This is a genomic window from Shewanella sp. 10N.286.52.C2 (genome assembly GCF_002874545.1).
GTDB lineage: Bacteria > Pseudomonadota > Gammaproteobacteria > Enterobacterales > Shewanellaceae > Shewanella.
Genome location: NZ_MCTV01000013.1, coordinates 68,144 through 82,925, shown reverse-complemented (window position 1 = coordinate 82,925; position 14,782 = coordinate 68,144). Strand labels below are relative to the sequence as shown.

Below are 14,782 nucleotides of genomic sequence, written 5' to 3'. Positions count from 1 at the left end.
ATTAATTCTCTTCTAACCAGGATTGCCATGGCAATGATTTCGCCTTTGATAACTGCATTTGCTGCTGCTCTGCGGTTAATTGGCTATATTGAAGCCACACTTCAGCTGCGGCTGAAAAATGATTTGCTTGCTGTTTTGCCATCCACAACGCCAACGCTTCATCCGATGGCTGCTCTAATTTAATCCAATCTAATAATTCTGGGATCAACACAGCTAATTGGGTATCTCTGAGATATGGGGGCACATTCTTAATTATCAACTGTTGGTAGCGGATTGAAAGGGTTAATCCTAACCTACGTAATAACTGCTCTCGCTCTTCAAGGATAATTTTCCAGTCAACATCGGCTTCAATTGAAACCGGCATTAATAATGGCTGACCCACAAGCCCTGTTGTTATTTTAGCCTGTATCTCTAATTTTGTAACAAAAATAGAAACTTGCGCGATATCAACTAATAAAATCTGCTGACCTGTAACCATCACCCAGAAGCGACCATCAACAATAGACGGCATAGTGATATGCGCAGACAGATTTGTCTCATTAATTTGCGTTAATGAAGAATTTCCAGCTTGGGTTTGCAGTAATTGTCCATAATTAGCGATAGCCGTTGGGGTTACTTCTACCGTGTCAGCTGTTCTACCACCGCTATAGGGATTATTGCCACTGCTTGTAGCTCCTGTGCTTCCGGTAGCTGCATTATGCTGTGGTTGATGGCTTTGGTGTTGATAGCCCTGCGCTGGCACCGACATGCTGCCAAAGCGGCTGCTCGATAACTCTCTAGGTTGATGTAATTGAGTGGCAGATCCCCGACTTTGCGGCATGTCTTGACTTACTTGCTGCCAATTGCTTATTTCTGCCTCTGATGAATGACCAATTTCCTCGCCAATACCAGTTTGCGCGCCTGTAGGTTTGTTAGCTATACCGAGATCTAATTCAGGTATTTGCGCTAAAACAGACTGCAATGCCTGTAAAATAAAGTCATGCACTAATCGGCTTTGATGAAAACGCACTTCATGCTTTGCTGGATGTACATTGACATCAACCTGATGCGGATCCAGCTCAAGCATCAACACATAACCCGGTTGATGCTGAACTTGAAACTGACCAAATGCCTGCTTTACCGCATGGTTAACTAATCGGTCTCGCACTAAACGGCCATTGACATAAAAATAGCAGCTATCAGTCGGTTGTAAGTCATTTGGTGACTGCAAATAACCCGATAATATCAAGCCATCATGCTGGCATTCTAGGTGCAGAGCATGCTCGGCAAAAGCCCGACCACAAATTTGCCCAAGACGCTGTTTGTATTGAATTTCAGTATTGGCCGCTCGATATTGACGCGCCAACTTACCATTATGGGTTAAGGTAAAATGCACATCGGTTCTGGCGATGGCAATGCGTTTTAACCATTCATCAATATGGGTGAATTCGGTTTTATCACTTTTCAAAAAGCGTCGTCTGGCAGGGGTATTAAAGAATAAATCCACCACTTCAATGGTAGTGCCCTTAGGGTGCGCAGCGGGCGTCACTTTAACGTCCATTTGCGAGCCTGCAGCGTAGGCTTGCCACGCTTCAGTTTGCTCAGCAGGTTTTGATGTTAGGCTTAAACGGGAGACAGAGCTAATACTGGCTAAGGCCTCGCCTCTAAAACCAAAACTTAAAATGGCTTCTAAGTCATCAAGGGAGTGTACTTTTGAGGTCGCGTGACGAGATAAGGCTAAGGCTAACTCTTCCTTTGAAATGCCTTTACCATTGTCCCTAATTTTAATGAGCTTACTGCCACCTTTGTCGATTTCGATATCCACCCGGGTTGCGCCAGCATCAAGGCTATTTTCAACCAACTCTTTAACTACAGATGCAGGACGCTCAACCACTTCGCCGGCAGCAATTTGGTTAGCAAGCTGTGGTGGTAAAATTTGAATAGCCATAATTTACGCTCTTGGAATAACCAGCTTTTGGCCTATCCGTAGGACATCTGATTTAAGGTTGTTGGTTTTTCGAATACTGGCTATGCTGACTTTATATCGCTGGGCAATAACCGATAAAGATTCGCCACTTCTTACTGTATGCTTAGTGTTACTCTGTTTCGCCAATAAGGTGCCTGAAGGTGGGTTAGCGGCAAAATATTTCAGCACACCTTTATGGATCGCATTAGCTAACTTTTGTTGATGGTTACCATTTAACAATAACCCTTCTTCTCTAGGGTTAGAGATAAAACCAGTTTCCACCAAAATAGAGGGAATATCAGTCGACTTTAAAACAGCAAAGCTCGCATGCTCTGGTTTACTCTTATGTAGTTTAGTCACTTTACCTAAACCTGATAATACATCACTGGCAATATGATGACTTTCAGCCAAAGAATGGTCCATCGACATATCGATTAGGGTCATCACAAGATACTGTTCACTATCGGAGTTTTGAATTATGTCTCCAACGCCACCTAATAGCTCGGAATGCTTTTCTTTATCCTCAAATACGCGACCAATCTCGGTATTGGCACGGCGCTTTGATAATACCCATACCGATGCCCCATTAGGTTGTGGTGACGTAAATGCATCTGCATGAATAGAAATCAGTAAATCAGCTCGACTATTTCTAGCCAGTTCCGAGCGTTGATTTAAATTGACAAAATAATCGCCAGTGCGGGTCATCACCGCTTTCATTCCTGGTGTTTTATTAATTTCTCGTGCAAGACGTTTGGAGATCTCAAGTACAATCTTTTTCTCATAGGTGCCTTTGGGGCCGATTGAACCAGGATCTTCGCCGCCATGGCCTGCATCGATAGCGACAATCACATCGGTAGAGCGCTTGCTAGTGTGCACCACCGACTGTACCGCTGCACTTTTACTGGCAGAGTTATCTAAATCGACCACTAAACGATTACCGTAAGGGGCTGTCGGTGTCAGGGCAAACAAATTCGGCTTTGCTGGTGAGTTTAAATCAAGCACCACACGTAAAGTGCCTTTTTTGGGAGGGGAACTAATACGCACTTTTTTGATCAACTTGCTGTCTTTAGCAATATCAGCAAGCTTCACATTGGTTGAAGCTTGTTTTAAGTCGATAACCAAACGCTGGGGGTTTGTTAGCACAAAATAGCTATAATCAGGTGCCGAAGACAAATCAAATACCACTCGGGTTGATTGCGGGGCATCCCAAATTCGCACACTTTCAAGTTTATTAGCTGCAACCTGTAAGGAGCAGAATAATAAAAATATGAAGATTATAAATCGTGTCATTTTTTCTAGGGTCATTATTATTTTAGTTAATTGACTTATGCTTACTAGCGTTTGTTTTTAAAGCTTATTATGAACTAATTAGTTATAAAGCTTAGCGACAAGCTGATTACCAGCTCCTGTCATGCCAGTGAGCTCCACCTGTCGTTGCTCTCCGTCATAGCTTAAATGAATGGCAACATCGGCTTCAGGTAATAAGCCATGCCCTCTATCTGGCCACTCGATAATACTAATAGTGTTATCAGTAAAGTAATCGCGGATCCCCATAAATTCAAGCTCTTCAGGATCAAGCAAACGATATAAGTCAAAATGATAAATTTGCATTCCCTTGAGCTCATAGGGCTCAACTAGGGTATAGGTTGGACTCTTTACATTGCCATCATGACCTAAACTTTGGATCAAACCACGGCTTAAGGTGGTTTTACCTGCACCGAGATCACCAGTTAAATAAATCACTAATGGGGCTGAAACCCACAAAGATAATTCAACACCAAGATCAATCGTTGCTTGCTCATCTTTAAGATATTTTTTAATCGAAGTCATGTTAACTTACCAGCACTTGGGAGATTAATCATATAAAACTGCAATATAGCTGAGAATACTAACCTCTTAGCCTATTGCGCTATTTGATGGCCTAAAAAAATAAAGCCAGCTTGATAGCTGGCTCTATATATAAATATTAACATAAAATTGACGCTGGAAAACCGGATTTTAGATATCTTCCATCCGTAATGCGCTATGTACCATACGTTTCTGCTGGGTTTTCTCCACTCGAACTAAATCTAATAAAGCATCTTTGATTTCAGTGACCTCAGTGCTGTTAGCGGTTTTTTCTAAAAAACCAATCAAACGGTTTTCTAAATCAAGATGCATCTCGAGTACATCATCTTCACTCATATTGGCTGCTAGAGTCGAGTCTTGGCAGCGTTTTTCAAAGTCTTCGAAGGTGATGTCTTTATACCAAGTTTCAAGCATACGCTTTGGTGCTTCATCAATATAATTTTCAATACTGTCATGCACATGCTGTTGGTGTTGCTGTAGATATTCCAACATCATTTTTACTCTTGTAGAGTCTGCATTGCGGTGTAGTCGGCCATAAAGCTGACCCATGTCTAAGCGTGACTTGGCAATGAACTCAAGCACTTCACTTAATTGTTGGATACGCATAATAAACACTCCATCTGTCACCGCCCTTTGGCGGTCAGTAAAAATAAGATTGTAAAAGCTTGTATTTATTATGGTTGAAAAAAAGTTGAGAATATTTGAGCGAGTTCATATTTTGCATATAAAAAACAAGTAATTTAGCAACAATGAAACAACACCCAGCTACAGCACCCTAAACAATGCATAAATATTGTGCAAGCGGGGGGGGGGTAAACCGAGACATTTTGAACGCAGGGAGAAACTGCAGCGACCTGTCTGTTCATAAAAAGTGGTTCGAACTGATGACCTATACCTTGCCAATTAAAAAGGTATCACTATTTCTAAAAGCACAACTGAGCTAAGAGTGGGTTTATTTTTATTTGAAAGGAATGATTTTCTTAAGATGAGAAATTGGAGCGACCTGTCTGTTCATAAAAAGTGGTTCGAACTGATGACCTATACCTTGGCAATAAAAAAGGTATCACTATTTCTAAAAGCACAACTGAGCTAAGAGTGGGTTTATTTTTTTATTTGAAAGGAATGATTTTCTTAAGATGAGAAATTGGAGCGACCTGTCTGTTCATCAAAAGTGGTTCGAACTGATGACCTATACCTTGGCAATAAAAAAGGTATCACTATTTCTAAAAGCACAACTGAGCTAAGAGTGGGTTTATTTTTTTATTTGAAAGGAATGATTTTCTTAAGATGAGAAATTGGAGCGACATATCAGGTTCGAACTGATGACCTATACCTTGGCAAGGTATCGCTCTACCAACTGAGCTAATGTCGCATATCAATTTTATTTTGAAGCTTTTGAAATTGGAGCGACATATCAGGTTCGAACTGATGACCTATACCTTGGCAAGGTATCGCTCTACCAACTGAGCTAATGTCGCATCTATTTGCTTTTTTAATTCACTTAGCAAGGTATCGTCTTTCAACCTGCCAACTGAGCTAATGTCGCATATCAAATCAATTTTAAAATTTGGAGCGACATATCAGGTTCGAACTGATGACCTATACCTTGGCAAGGTATCGCTCTACCAACTGAGCTAATGTCGCATCACTTAATGCTTTATCAAAACATTTGGCAAGGTATCGTTTGAACCAGAGCCAACTGAGCTAATGTCGCACATAAATTTTAATTTGAAAATTGGAGCGACATATCAGGTTCGAACTGATGACCTATACCTTGGCAAGGTATCGCTCTACCAACTGAGCTAATGTCGCATTTTGGTGTTTCAACTTTCAAACTTCAACCTCTTGCAGTAATGACTCTTACTGTAAAAAGTTGAGGCCGCATTATATGTAATATTCACTACACTGCAACCCTTATTTCAAAAAAAAAGTCTGATCGGTTAAATTTTAAATACTTCGCGGCGATAAAACTGCAATTCTTCGATAGATTCTTTGATATCTTCTAAAGCTTGGTGGGTATTCTTCTTAGTCAGCCCATCCATCACTTCCGGTTTCCAGCGCTTGGTAAGCTCTTTAATCGTACTGACATCAATATTGCGATAATGGAAGAACTCTTCCAGCTCCAACATGTACTTGTTCAAAAAGCGGCGATCTTGGCCAATGGTATTGCCACACATAGGTGACGCACCTTTTGGCACATACTGCTCTAAAAAGGCAATCGTCTGTCTAATGGCATCTTCTTCAGTGTATGAACTCGCCTTTACGCGATCAATTAAACCTGATTGTCCATGGTGAGTTTGATTCCATTCATCCATACCGGCTAACACTTCATCTGATTGATGAATCGCAACCACAGGGCCTTGGGCTAATACGTTTAACTCTTGATCTGTCACAATAGTGGCAATTTCAATTACACGATCGACGCTAGGTTCTAGACCCGTCATTTCTAAATCAACCCAAATTAGATTGCTTGAGTTTACAGCCATAATATCTGCCTTATTCTGTCAAAAGCCCATAATTCAGGCTTTTTTATTAAAGAGGGTGTATCATACTGTTTTTTTAAGCGACACAAAAACACCAAATTAATGAAGATTAGCCTGTGAGTAAAAAGAAACCACTTAGCCAAGGTCAAAAGCGCAGAATGCGCGACAATCAGAGTAAGCGCCTAAAACGCAAAGACACACAAGATTCTGCTAACGAGTTACAGGATAGTCTACTAGGGCCTGAACAGCAGGGTATTGTTATTTCACGTTTCGGTCAGCATGCTGATATTGAAACCGAAGATGGCACTGTCGCCCGTTGTAATATTCGCCGTAATATCACTAGCCTTGTAACCGGTGATAAAGTGCTAGTGCGCCTTGCCAATGAAACCGATCGTGGTATTGGGGGCATTGTTGAAGCGGTTCATCCACGGATTTCGTCGCTAACTCGTCCAGATTTATATGATGGCGTAAAAATCATTGCTGCCAATATTGATCAAATTTTGATTGTATCGTCGATTTTACCCAGCTTTACCACCCAAATTATTGACCGCTACTTGGTTGCCGCTGAAGACACCGATATTCCACCAGTCATCATTCTTAATAAAATGGATTTATTAACCGATGACAATCGTGAAGAAGTCGAAGTGGCATTAGAGCGTTACCGCCAGATTGGTTACCCCGTCTATATGGTCAGTAGCCATACTGGTGAAGGTGTTGATCAAATAAAAGCCTTACTTGCTGATAAAATTAGCGTATTTGCAGGGCAATCAGGTGTAGGTAAATCATCGCTGATTAATGCACTGATGCCTGATGCAGAGCTAGCAATTGGCGATGTATCCAATAACTCAGGCCTAGGTCAGCACACTACAACGACGGCAAAGTTACTTCACTTTCAAAGTGGCGGCGACTTAATTGACTCTCCAGGTGTACGAGAGTTTGCGCTATGGCACTTACCTGCCCCGCGCGTAGGCTGGTGCTTTATTGAATTTAGAGATTACATCGGTACCTGTAAGTTTAGAGACTGCAAACATGGTGATGATCCAGGTTGCGCCTTGCAAGCGGCGCTAGCTGATGGGAAAATAACCCAAGATAGATTTAGTAATTACCAGCGCATTATTGCCAGCCTAGATGAACAGCGACATGCTCGCCACTTCCGCGCCGCTGACGAGTAACGTCGCTGACGTACAAATATTAACTGTTATATTATAACAACCTCAACAACTCAAAAGGGTATTCAATTGGACTCTGTTAAAATTGCTTTGCAATACATCTTACCTAAACACTTACTTTCACGTCTTGTGGGTAAACTTGCTGCCGCTGAAGCTGGCGCAATCACCACTGCAGGTATTCGATGGTTCATCAAGCAGTATAAAATAGATATGTCTGAAGCGGCTCAAAGTGAACCTGAAGCCTATAAAACATTTAATGCCTTTTTTACCCGCGCATTAAAACCGGGTCTTCGCCCAATTGTTGAAGATGCGAAAACAGTCGCTCACCCTGTTGATGGCGCAGTAAGTCAATGTGGTCCAGTACAAGCTGGCAAAATTGTCCAAGCAAAAGGCCATGACTACACCACCTTAGCCCTGTTAGGCGGTCAGATTAAAGATGCTGAACGTTTTAATGATGGCGAGTTTGCAACGATTTATTTAGCACCCAAAGATTATCACCGAATTCACATGCCAATCACTGGCACCTTGTCGAAAATGACTTATATTCCTGGTGATTTGTTTTCGGTTAACCCGTTAACTGCGCAAAATGTACCAGGGCTATTTGCCCGTAACGAACGTGTTGTCGCTATTTTTGAAACTGAAGTAGGCCCACTTGCCATGGTATTAGTTGGCGCAACGATTGTGGCAAGTATTGAAACTGTTTGGGCAGGCACAGTGACCCCGCCTTGTGGTAAGCAAGTCTTCACATGGGATTACCCAACTGAAGGTCCTGAAGCACTGACGTTAGAAAAAGGCGCCGAAATGGGCCGCTTTAAGTTAGGCTCTACCGTAGTAATGTTATTTGCTCAAGACGCTATTGAAAGCTTTGCCGAAGGCGTTGAGCCAACGCAAACCACACGCATGGGTCAAGCCTTCGCTCATTTAAAGTAATCGTTATTGCCCACAACATGGTTAGTTGAACGAGTATGATGCCAACAGGCGCTTTCAAAGGATCGAATCCAAACTCAGGGTTAATTCAATTGCATATCGCAGTACTGCTATTTGGCGGTACTGCACTATTTTCTAAAATTATCCCCCTCAATGCGCTAGACATCACAGTACTGCGTTGTGTTATCGCCTTTTTTGCACTTGGCTGTATCGTCAAATTAAGCAAGAAAAAGCTACAATTACAGCAATTCAAACATTACTTAGTCGCCCTAGGCCTCGGTATTCTTGTTAGCTTGCATTGGGTGACCTATTTCGCCTCAATGCAACTGTCATCAGTTGCCATTGGCATGATTGCTTTTTTCACCTACCCCGTCATGACTGTGCTTATAGAGCCGCTAGTCAATAACACACGGCTTAAATTAGTGGATGTTATTTCAGGTTTAGTGGTATTAATCGGAGTGATGTTACTTATTCCCGAGGCCAACCTCGAAAATGATGTCACCTTAGGCATTGCTACAGGTATTTTATCTGCTGCGTTATTCACTGGCCGCAATTTGCTCCATAAACGCTACTTCAGTGGTTATAGCGGCCCTCAGGCTATGTTTTATCAAACATTCGTAGCTGTAGTCGTGTTAAGCCCGTGGTTAGAAGTGGAATTAGATACTATCAAGTCTGAAATGTGGACAACAATTGTCATTTTAGGGGTATTTTTTACCGCTGCCCCCCACGCCTTATTTGCCTCAGCGCTGCGTCAATTAAGCGCTAAAACTGTCGGACTCGTCTCATGTCTGCAGCCCTTTTATGGCACGGTATTAGCCTTGCTATTGTTAAATGAGCAAGTCAATGTCACTACCACTGTGGGAGGGTTGATTATCTTAGCCACCGCAATTTTCGAAACTCAGCAAAATCATAAAAAAAATAAAGCGTAAACTCAGGTTTTTGTTACCATTGTATTAGTCCCTCTTAAGTAATCATCCAACTATGATACGTATTGCGGTTTTATTGTTCTGTATTATTTCTTTTACTGCCTCTGCAACCTCTCCGCTGCAGTTAGACAAGCGCTTGGGCTTTGCTAAAAATACCAATACAATCGCGGTTGTGGACATTCCAACTCAAATAGACAATGTCCAGCAAAGTATCACAAGGCTGCGTAATGAAGCCCAAAGCTATGATGATCTTGAGTCGACAAGTGCTGGCACAATCAACAGCATTACTGCAAAAATCAATCAGCCCGCAGCGCCAATCATCATCAATGACGATGTTGATATTAGCCAACAAGCCTCAATGGCTTACTACCATTTATCAGAGCAAAAACAATCCGAAAATGATTTAAGCTTGCAGTTAGTTGAGCTTAATAAAAGACAAACAGCCTTACCCACCTTAATACGCCAAGCCAAAGAAGCCTTAAATCAGCATAAGCGTGCCCGACAAGCGCCTTTGGATACCCCTTTAGGCAAGCTGCAAAGCTTACAAGCTGAGTTACTTGAGCAACATATCGCAACCTTATCTTCTGAGCTCTCCAGTGGTCCTAAACAAAAACAAATCGTGCAACTGCAATTACAGCTTTTGCGCTTAGAGCATGCCCAGCAAGAGCGATTAATTGAGCAGTTAAACCAAAAAAACAATCAATATCGCCAACAAAAAGCCGCCAATACCATTGCCAACAACCTGATTGATGAGCAACAACTTGCCGATGAAGCCTCGCAAGAGATAAGCGCACAAAATCAGCAGTATGCTGACGAATTAATCCGTATAAATAATGCCATTTCAGACACCATCGAGTTGCAAGAAAAAGCAGAGAAACAATACCAATCCCATGCGCTACAGCTGGCTAATGTTGAGGAGCAAATCACCTGGGTAGAAACTAACTCTGCATTTGGCGACCGTTTTTTACAGATGCTGCAGTCCTTACCTAAGCCGACAAACCAAGATAAATTACTGGCATCCGTTGCTGACTCACGCCTAAAGCGTTATCAGGCTGAGCAACAAAAAGCGTTAAATAAGCAACAATTGAGCAATCAGAAGTATCTTAATAATACCCAAGTAAAATTACTTACCTCTCAGCAAAGCCTAATCGAACAAGTAGTACAAAGCTATGATGTATACCTCAATGAGCAAGCTAAACTGCGCAATAGTTATGAGCAGCTAACACAGATTTATCTTGATCTTAAAAACACCCTCAATGAACATTTATTTTGGGTTCCCAATGCGGCGGCAATATCCGGTTTGTGGCTTATTGACTTAAAGAATGCCACCGTATGGATGATGCAAACCCAACAAGGGCAACTGCTTAAACAAGCGTGGGCAGAGCAAAATATATATTGGGCTTGGTGGGTGATCACCTTGATATTGTGCTTAATGGCCCAGGATTTATTGACGCCTAAATTTAATAGAACCATTGAACATTATGGTCAATATGTGGGTAACGTAACCCAAGATAAATTCAAATACACCGCTAAAACCTTAGCGCTAAGTTTATGTTATTCGCTAGTAAAACCATTACCGGTACTACTTGCTGGATGGATTTTATTTGCCTCAGAACTGAACTTGGTGCATGCAATTGGGGTTGGCGTGTTATCTGTGGGTGGCAGCTACTTGGTGTACCGAGTCTTTGCATTACTTGCCTGTGATAATGGCATTTTAGTCTGTCACTTTAGAAGACCTGAAACCTTAATTAGGCGCCTTCAAGAAAAAACCCTGCGCTTTATTGTCTTAAGCTGGCCATTAATTGGCATTATCGGTTTTACTGAAGCCCTTGATAGCTCGCTTATTCGTAACAGTATTGGTCGTTTGGCATTTTTCTTATTCACCATCTCGCTATTGATGCTATATAAAGATTTATATGCCTTTATTAATGATTTTCGTGCCAACGCCAATGATGGCAAGAACATGAAATTACTCCATAAAGTCATTTGGGCATTTTTAATCACAGTGCCTTGCGCCAGCATTGTTTTCGCCCTAATAGGTTACTATTTTAGTGCCTTTCAAGTATTACTGCAGCTGCAATTAGCCTTATTGCTAGGCTTAGGCTTTTTATTGTTGTACCAACTACTAAAGCGTTGGATGCTAATCGAGCGCCGTTTAATTGCCTTTGATCGCGCTAAAACCAAACGAGCAGAAAGACTGGCGCAACGTGAGCGTGGCGAACTAAATAATACCCCCGATGTCTCTGAAAACTATGAAGAGCCCAAAGTCGACCTGGAAACTATCTCGAGTCAGTCGCTGGGGTTAGTACGTTCGCTACTGATTTTAGCCTTTTTTGCTAGTTTACTTGGGCTTATTTCTCAAACCCATACTGCACTGTTTTCTTTCCTTGATGGCATTACCTTATGGAGCACCCATTCGGTAGTTAACGGTATAGAGCAGCAAATTCCGATCACCTTAAAGTCAATTCTGTTTGCCTTTATCACCGTTGGCTTTTCCGCCATGATTGCTAAAAATCTGCCGGGTTTACTAGAGCTGACCATTTTACAACGATTAGAGCTATCGCCAGGTACAGGGTTTGCTATCACCACCGTAAGTAGTTACGTGGTGGTATTTCTTGGCATGTTAATCGGGTTTTCCACCGTCGGGGTTGAATGGTCGAAATTACAATGGCTTGTTGCAGCGCTATCGGTGGGCCTTGGTTTTGGCTTACAAGAAATTTTTGCTAACTTTATTTCTGGTTTGATTATCTTATTTGAAAAACCGATTCGAATAGGCGATACGGTGACCATTCGCGACTTAACCGGCACCGTCAGCAAAATTGAAATTCGAGCCACAACCATTGTCGATTGGGACAGAAAAGAGATTATTGTCCCCAATAAAGCCTTTATTACAGAACAACTGGTCAACTGGTCGTTATCTGATCCTATTACCCGAGTTATCGTTTATGTGTCAGTGCAGCGTGATGCAGATCCATCAAAAGTTGAAGCCTTACTCCATCAAGCAGTAAGAGAATGTGACTTATCATTGACCTTCCCTGAGCCTGAAGTCTGGTTTGCAGGTTTTGGCCAGCACACCCAAGATTATGAAGTCAGATCCTATGCTAAAGACATGAACGATCGTTGGCCCTTAAGGCATAACCTTCACAAACGTATTTGTAAAAAACTAAAAGAAAACCAAGTTGAATTGGCGTACCCACAAATGGAAATCCATATCAATAATGGTCAGAGTCGTGAATTTAATAAAATTATCAAAGGTTAAATAAATGCTGATTTTTGCTCACCGCGGTGCGAGTGGTTATGAAGTAGAAAACACCCTTGCGGCAATGGAAAAAGCACTGGCGTTAAAGGTTAGTGCCATTGAACTTGATGTTTATAATGTGGAAGGGCAACTGATTGTATTTCATGATCGCCGCCTAGAAACCAAAACCTCAGGACAAGGGTTAGTGCATCTAAGTAGCTTAGACACTATCAATAATGTGACTATTAAGCAGCATAAACTACCGACGCTATGGCAAGTCATGGGCCTGATTAAAGGTCGCTGTATTGTCAATATTGAGCTTAAAGGCTATCACACCGCCGCGCCTCTTATTGCTTGCTATAACGACATGATTGAGCAGCTTGGCTTTAGCCCAGATCAGCTACTGATCTCATCATTTAATCAGCCTTACTTACTCGAGGTTAAACAACATCTCCCCCATGCTAGAGTGGCACCCATTTTAGCGGGCGTGCCGCTAAACTATGCTGAATCAGTATCAGCCCTTGATGCCTATTCTATCCATGTTGATATACATTTTGTCACCCATAAAATGGTCAATGATGCCCATCAACGCGGCGCTAAAATTTATGTCTACACCGTCGATAATGCCGAAGACATTCAAGCTTTGAACGCCATTGGCGTAGATGGGATATTCAGTAACTATCCCGATAAAGCCGCCGCTGTAATCCAGCAATTAAATCAACAAGACACTGATTCTCAAGCAACTGACCACCATTTATGCTTTGGCTAAATACCCCCTAAAGCAACAGGCAAGTGACACCGTTAAACTTGCCTGTTTCGTTGCGCCCAAGCGCCAACAGCAAAAAATGCCACCAGTAGCAGTAACAGCATCCACTGCGAGGGCATCGATTTAAGTTGCCTCGCTAACCACGGGCTAACGCTGACAATCGCTAAGCCGTAACCAAAAGCATTCACCAGTACAAATACCCAAGTTCGGACAAAAAAGCCCTGACCCGATAACGCCTTGCGTAATACCCGATTAATATCGGTGGCAAACACCACAATACAACAGGCCACTAACGCAGTGGCAATTTCACTCATCCACGGATGAAGCATTGCGCCAAGTTTGGCGATAAATGCTATGATTTGACTCATTAACAACCTCAATTTAATCAGCTTACGGGGATTTTATGGCGCACAAGTTATTATTGTTAACCCAAGATAACGATAAATTTCGTCAATTATTAGCAGCTCATCACCTCAGGGATCTTACCATTCTTGGGGATGCACCCAGCAGTATCACTGAGGCTAACATCTGGTTTGCAGAGCCACATCTTGCGGCGCCATTACTTAACTTAGCTGGCAACTTAACTTGGATGCAATCCACTTTTGCTGGTGTTGATCGCCTAACAGGATCAAGACAAAGACGGGATTACGTCCTAACCAATATCAAAGGGATTTTTGGCCCTTTGATGAGTGAATATTTATTTGGTTATTTACTTGCCCACCAGCGAGAGCATGCAAAATATAAACAACAGCAGCAACATAAGCAATGGATCCCTGGTAGCTACAGAACCTTACAAGGCCAAGGCTTACTGTTACTCGGTACCGGCTCGATTGCCCAGCATATTGCTAAAACGGCGAAGCATTTCGGCATGACGGTTACCGGCCTGAGTCGTAGCGGCGAGCCAAAGGCGCATTTTGACCATGTTGATACTATTGAGCACTTAGCTAACTATTTGCCTAGTGCACACACCATCGCCAGTACGCTACCTAGCACCTTAGAAACTGAGAATCTATTAAGCAAAACCATGCTGGCATTACTACCTGATGAATGTGTGCTGTTCAACCTTGGCCGCGGAAATGTGCTCGATTTAGATGCCTTAGCTGCGCAATTACTTAATAAGTCACAACAAAACGCAATCCTTGATGTCTTTAATCAAGAGCCATTGCCCGCAGACCACCCTATTTGGCATTGCCCTAATGCCATTATCACCCCCCATATTGCCGCCCCAAGCTTTCCTGAACAAGTGGTAGAAGTGTTCGTTGAAAACTTCCATTTATGGACAACACAGCAACCTTTAAAGCATCTGGTCGATTTTTTTAAGGGCTATTAATCTTTATTATTAACCGCCAGCATAATGCCTAACAATTAAGTCATACTGTAATTTAAATCTCATGGATGAGCTGATATTGAATAAAAGTAACCCCCTCTGGAGTCTATATCCTCCCGACTTGAAAACCCTAAGACCTCTTCCTTTTAATCC

The 14,782-nt window shown here is 42.2% G+C and carries 12 protein-coding genes and 4 tRNA genes; 6 read left to right on the top strand and 10 right to left on the bottom strand.

Going from position 1 to position 14,782, the window contains the following annotated elements; genetic code table 11:
• Nucleotide 1: 1 nt before the first annotated feature.
• The 9 genes from mutL to orn form a co-directional block, all read right to left on the bottom strand.
• Nucleotides 2-1,927: a DNA mismatch repair endonuclease MutL gene (gene mutL / locus BCU94_RS06280; RefSeq protein WP_102475907.1), complete on the bottom strand. Its 1,926-nt coding sequence runs from the start codon at nt 1,925-1,927 to the stop codon at nt 2-4.
• 3 nt (nt 1,928-1,930) lie between these two features.
• Complete coding sequence (locus tag BCU94_RS06275; protein WP_102475939.1) at nt 1,931-3,235, bottom strand: N-acetylmuramoyl-L-alanine amidase; 1,305 nt, start codon at nt 3,233-3,235, stop codon at nt 1,931-1,933.
• Nucleotides 3,236-3,313: 78 nt separating this feature from the next.
• On the bottom strand, nt 3,314-3,775 hold the full coding sequence (gene tsaE / locus BCU94_RS06270) for a tRNA (adenosine(37)-N6)-threonylcarbamoyltransferase complex ATPase subunit type 1 TsaE (RefSeq protein ID WP_102439936.1): 462 nt from the start codon (nt 3,773-3,775) through the stop codon (nt 3,314-3,316).
• 168 nt (nt 3,776-3,943) lie between these two features.
• Nucleotides 3,944-4,399, bottom strand: a complete 456-nt coding sequence (locus tag BCU94_RS06265; RefSeq protein ID WP_102439937.1) for a hypothetical protein — start codon at nt 4,397-4,399, stop codon at nt 3,944-3,946.
• Between the two features lie 690 nt (nt 4,400-5,089).
• Nucleotides 5,090-5,165, bottom strand: a tRNA-Gly gene (locus BCU94_RS06260).
• 30 nt (nt 5,166-5,195) lie between these two features.
• Nucleotides 5,196-5,271 (bottom strand) — tRNA-Gly (locus BCU94_RS06255).
• A gap of 90 nt (nt 5,272-5,361) precedes the next feature.
• Nucleotides 5,362-5,437: transfer RNA gene (locus BCU94_RS06250), tRNA-Gly, on the bottom strand.
• 92 nt (nt 5,438-5,529) lie between these two features.
• Nucleotides 5,530-5,605: transfer RNA gene (locus tag BCU94_RS06245), tRNA-Gly, on the bottom strand.
• A gap of 128 nt (nt 5,606-5,733) precedes the next feature.
• A complete protein-coding gene (orn, locus tag BCU94_RS06240; RefSeq protein ID WP_102439938.1) occupies nt 5,734-6,279 on the bottom strand; it encodes an oligoribonuclease in 546 nt (181 codons plus the stop codon).
• 113 nt (nt 6,280-6,392) lie between these two features.
• On the opposite strand from orn, the gene rsgA reads away from it, so the two are divergent.
• The 5 genes from rsgA to BCU94_RS06215 all read left to right on the top strand — a co-directional run bounded on the left by rsgA (nt 6,393) and on the right by BCU94_RS06215 (nt 13,305).
• Entirely contained in the window at nt 6,393-7,448 is a 1,056-nt protein-coding gene (gene rsgA / locus BCU94_RS06235) for a small ribosomal subunit biogenesis GTPase RsgA (protein ID WP_102439939.1), read from the top strand.
• A 66-nt stretch (nt 7,449-7,514) separates the two neighbouring features.
• The gene (gene asd, locus BCU94_RS06230) at nt 7,515-8,375 is read left to right on the top strand and encodes an archaetidylserine decarboxylase (RefSeq protein ID WP_102439940.1); all 861 of its coding nucleotides are present in this window, start codon (nt 7,515-7,517) and stop codon (nt 8,373-8,375) included.
• Between the two features lie 35 nt (nt 8,376-8,410).
• Nucleotides 8,411-9,301, top strand: coding sequence for a DMT family transporter (locus tag BCU94_RS06225; protein ID WP_241904962.1), 891 nt, complete (start codon nt 8,411-8,413; stop codon nt 9,299-9,301).
• Between the two features lie 52 nt (nt 9,302-9,353).
• Nucleotides 9,354-12,557 carry a mechanosensitive ion channel domain-containing protein gene (locus tag BCU94_RS06220; protein WP_102475906.1) on the top strand — a complete coding sequence of 1,068 codons (3,204 nt, stop codon included), beginning with the start codon at nt 9,354-9,356 and terminating at the stop codon, nt 12,555-12,557.
• Between the two features lie 4 nt (nt 12,558-12,561).
• Nucleotides 12,562-13,305, top strand: coding sequence for a glycerophosphodiester phosphodiesterase (locus tag BCU94_RS06215; protein ID WP_102439942.1), 744 nt, complete (start codon nt 12,562-12,564; stop codon nt 13,303-13,305).
• 32 nt (nt 13,306-13,337) lie between these two features.
• Here the strand turns inward: BCU94_RS06215 and BCU94_RS06210 are convergent, their stop codons facing one another.
• Nucleotides 13,338-13,670: a DUF3392 domain-containing protein gene (locus BCU94_RS06210; protein ID WP_102475905.1), complete on the bottom strand. Its 333-nt coding sequence runs from the start codon at nt 13,668-13,670 to the stop codon at nt 13,338-13,340.
• A 35-nt stretch (nt 13,671-13,705) separates the two neighbouring features.
• On the opposite strand from BCU94_RS06210, the gene BCU94_RS06205 reads away from it, so the two are divergent.
• The gene (locus BCU94_RS06205) at nt 13,706-14,632 is read left to right on the top strand and encodes a D-2-hydroxyacid dehydrogenase (protein ID WP_102475904.1); all 927 of its coding nucleotides are present in this window, start codon (nt 13,706-13,708) and stop codon (nt 14,630-14,632) included.
• Nucleotides 14,633-14,782: the final 150 nt, after the last annotated feature.

Excerpts from the sequence above, each read along its gene's own strand:
- mutL (WP_102475907.1), bottom strand. The coding sequence starts at position 1,927 with ATGGCTATTCAAATTTTACCACCACAGCTTGCTAACCAAATTGCTGCC.
- BCU94_RS06275 (WP_102475939.1), bottom strand. The coding sequence starts at position 3,235 with ATGACACGATTTATAATCTTCATATTTTTATTATTCTGCTCCTTACAG.
- tsaE (WP_102439936.1), bottom strand. The coding sequence starts at position 3,775 with ATGACTTCGATTAAAAAATATCTTAAAGATGAGCAAGCAACGATTGAT.
- BCU94_RS06265 (WP_102439937.1), bottom strand. The coding sequence starts at position 4,399 with ATGCGTATCCAACAATTAAGTGAAGTGCTTGAGTTCATTGCCAAGTCA.
- orn (WP_102439938.1), bottom strand. The coding sequence starts at position 6,279 with ATGGCTGTAAACTCAAGCAATCTAATTTGGGTTGATTTAGAAATGACG.
- BCU94_RS06225 (WP_241904962.1), top strand. The coding sequence starts at position 8,411 with ATGATGCCAACAGGCGCTTTCAAAGGATCGAATCCAAACTCAGGGTTA.
- BCU94_RS06220 (WP_102475906.1), top strand. The coding sequence starts at position 9,354 with ATGATACGTATTGCGGTTTTATTGTTCTGTATTATTTCTTTTACTGCC.
- BCU94_RS06215 (WP_102439942.1), top strand. The coding sequence starts at position 12,562 with ATGCTGATTTTTGCTCACCGCGGTGCGAGTGGTTATGAAGTAGAAAAC.
- BCU94_RS06210 (WP_102475905.1), bottom strand. The coding sequence starts at position 13,670 with ATGAGTCAAATCATAGCATTTATCGCCAAACTTGGCGCAATGCTTCAT.
- BCU94_RS06205 (WP_102475904.1), top strand. The coding sequence starts at position 13,706 with ATGGCGCACAAGTTATTATTGTTAACCCAAGATAACGATAAATTTCGT.